This window comes from Haematobacter missouriensis (genome assembly GCF_000740775.1).
Taxonomy (GTDB): Bacteria; Pseudomonadota; Alphaproteobacteria; order Rhodobacterales; family Rhodobacteraceae; genus Haematobacter; species Haematobacter missouriensis.
In genome coordinates this window covers 1-2,606 of sequence record NZ_JFGS01000082.1, presented here as the reverse complement: position 1 = coordinate 2,606, position 2,606 = coordinate 1, and the positions used below count along the sequence as shown (strand labels likewise).

The 2,606-nt window shown below is 63.3% G+C and carries 3 protein-coding genes and 2 pseudogenes; 4 read left to right on the top strand and 1 reads right to left on the bottom strand.

Features of this window, described 5'->3' with window-relative positions; all coding sequences use genetic code 11:
* The 4 genes and pseudogenes from CG51_RS20485 to CG51_RS20870 form a co-directional block, all read left to right on the top strand.
* Positions 1-276, top strand: a pseudogene (locus CG51_RS20485) (hypothetical protein); the annotation flags it as partial.
* 221 nt (positions 277-497) lie between these two features.
* Positions 498-977, top strand: a complete 480-nt coding sequence (locus CG51_RS18665; protein ID WP_035747586.1) for a phosphate-starvation-inducible PsiE family protein — start codon at positions 498-500, stop codon at positions 975-977.
* On the top strand, positions 974-1,438 hold the full coding sequence (locus CG51_RS20875) for a M48 family metalloprotease (RefSeq protein ID WP_198947687.1): 465 nt from the start codon (positions 974-976) through the stop codon (positions 1,436-1,438). The genes CG51_RS18665 and CG51_RS20875 overlap by 4 nt, the downstream gene beginning before the upstream one ends.
* 126 nt (positions 1,439-1,564) lie before the next feature.
* The gene (locus CG51_RS20870) at positions 1,565-1,903 is read left to right on the top strand and encodes a M48 family metalloprotease (RefSeq protein ID WP_198947688.1); all 339 of its coding nucleotides are present in this window, start codon (positions 1,565-1,567) and stop codon (positions 1,901-1,903) included.
* A 550-nt stretch (positions 1,904-2,453) separates the two neighbouring features.
* Here CG51_RS20870 and CG51_RS20310 read toward each other — a convergent pair.
* Positions 2,454-2,606 (bottom strand): annotated as a pseudogene (locus tag CG51_RS20310) (IS256 family transposase); the annotation flags it as partial.

Here is a 2,606-nt window from a genome sequence, read left to right as displayed (position 1 = left end):
AATGACGACGGTGAGGCGGCAAACGACAAGGCCGCTACTGAAGATAAAGCCGCTACTGAAGATGCCGATCTGACGGCCGCCGACTATGTTGAGGCGGCACGCCAGGAACTCAAAATCGCCGAAGCGCTCGGCTACGGCCGCGAAAGCGATTTCGAGGATCTGCATGAGGCGCTGGATGAGTTGGACCGTCAGATTGAGGCGCAGGAGGATACCGGAGGGATCTTCGAAACGATTGCGACCCGGTTCAAGGAACTTCGAACGCGCATCTTCAACTAAAAGAGAACCTCTAATGGAGCCCCGCCGCAAACGAGACCAGCGGCGGGGCTCTTTCGCAGGAAGACTGAGGAACGATCGATAGTCTGGGCCCAGAGTCCCGGTTCTCGACACATAACAATTGGTTCCTGGTTCCATCGCAGGTAAAGAATTCCCGAATGATCCCGGTCTGCGGCGAAGCCAGGGAGAGCTTGTCTATTCGGGGGGAACTTCGAGGGGTACTGATGAAAGACCTGAAACCATCCGGGCTGACCCGTGAACAATGGTCGGCGATGACGCTCTACGAGAGGTTCGAACAAGTTGTCATCTTCGTCCTCAGCGTCATCATTGCGGCGATCGTCGTGGCGTCGGTCTGGGCGCTGATGCGCGAAGTCGTGAACCGCTTGCTTCTGGGGGCATTCGACACGCTCGACTACGCCACTTTCCAGGTGGTGTTCGGCATGATCTTCACTGTGGTGATCGCGCTCGAGTTCAAGCGCTCCCTTCTTGTTGCGACCGAACGCAGCTTTGGGATCCTCCAGGTCCGCACGATCGTGCTGATCGCGCTCCTCGCCATCGCGCGCAAATTCATCATCCTGGACCTCGGCGAGACGGAATCATCCAAGATTGCAGCACTCGCGGGCGCGGCGCTTGCGCTCGGCGCTGTCCACTGGCTGGTGCGCGATCAGGACCGGCGCGAACTCGCAGGCCACGAGACGCGATGACCACGCCCTCCGCCAGCCACCGCCTGCTCAATTTCGTGCAATCGGCGCTGCTGCTTGGGCTCATCGCCTGGAGCGCGGTGACAGCGATCGCCGGACCCGAAAATGGTCTCCTCATGGCGCTCGCGATGGTCGGGGGTCTCCTGTTTGCGCCCGCGCTGCCACGCCGGCTGCTCCTCTCGGCCTATCAGGCGCAGCTGCTCACCGGTCGTGATGCCCCCAGTCTCGTCGCGGCCCTGGCCGAACTCGCCCGCAGGGCCGGGCTGCAGCCCGCGCCGGCGCTTTATCGCGTGCCGAGTCGGCTGCCGAACGCCTTCGGCCTGGGCAGGCCCGAGGACCGCGCCATCTGCGTCACCCACCGGCTGCTCGACCAGCTCGACGGCGAGAACTCGCCGGGGTTCTGGCGCATGAGATCGTGCATATCGCCAACCGCGACCTGTGGATCACGACCCTCGCAGACATGATGTCGCGCCTCGTCTCGCTGACAAGCTGGCTCGGACAGTTGCTTCTGCTCCTCAACCTGCCTCTGGTCTTGGCAGGCATGGTCCATGTGCCTTGGCATGTCGTGATTCTCCTTCGCGCCCACCCTCATGGCGCTGGTCCAACTCGGCCTTTCGCGGACGCGCGAGTACGACGCCGACCGCGCCGCCGCAGAGCTGGCCGGCGATCCGGAGGGGCTCGTGCGCGCGCTCGTCAAGCTCGAACGCCGGGTCGGTCGGTTCTGGGAGGAGATCCTTCTGCCCGGCCGCCGCATTCCGGAGCCCTCGTTGCTCAGGACGCATCCCCCGACCGAAAGCCGAATCCGCCGCCTCCGGGACCTGGTCACGGATCGCACGACCCCGATCCCCGCCCTTGTCGGCTACCCGACCGCAAGGATACCGCTGGGAGGGACACCGCCTCGGTTCCATCGCCTTGGGCTCTACTGGTAGGCCTGCAGGGAAGCTGGATCGCCCAGGAGAACGGCGACCTGTCAGAAGGCAGGTCTTCCAGAGAAGGTTGGATATCAGGCCCATCCACTCCACCAGGTGCGGAGGGCAGAGAACCGAAAACGCATCAACCTCTCCGCGATCCATCAGTTCGCGCAGGATCAGACCCGCTTCGATGGTCTTGCCGATGCCTTCATCGTCGGCGATTAGCAGACGCGGGACCTGAAGCCGAAGGGCCATGAGCAGCGGGACCAGCTGGTAGGCCCGCGGCTCAAACGCAAGCTGTGCGGCGGATCGGAACGGACCTGCCCCTCGGCGGGGGTCAGCCTCAACGCATCGGCAAGAAGCGCCGCCTTGAACTGAACTGTCGTGCGGGCATTGTCAGGCAGGTCGAAACGAGCGGCTTCGACCGGTGTCAGCTCGAGATCCGGAGCAAGAACGACGATATCATTTTCACTGCCCGAGAGGGGGCGCAGGGCGAGCAGGCGGTCGTGTCGCGAATGTGGTGGAAAATTCCGAGCAGCGGGCTCCGAGCATGTGACATTGGCTCCAGTCAGGCGGCGAGGTCAAGTGACATCGGCACGAGAGGCTGAGAAAGGGTTTCCCAGCCATCGACCTTTCGCATCTGGATCTGCCCTGACGCCAAGAGCGCCCAGAGCAGCATCGGCACGGTCTCGGCGCAGGGCAGCACGGTCTGGGTCTTGAT

What these genes read in the sequence shown, in the direction of transcription:
- CG51_RS18665 (WP_035747586.1), top strand. Translation starts at nt 498, where the DNA reads ATGAAAGACCTGAAACCATCCGGGCTGACCCGTGAACAATGGTCGGCG.
- CG51_RS20875 (WP_198947687.1), top strand. Translation starts at nt 974, where the DNA reads ATGACCACGCCCTCCGCCAGCCACCGCCTGCTCAATTTCGTGCAATCG.
- CG51_RS20870 (WP_198947688.1), top strand. Translation starts at nt 1,565, where the DNA reads ATGGCGCTGGTCCAACTCGGCCTTTCGCGGACGCGCGAGTACGACGCC.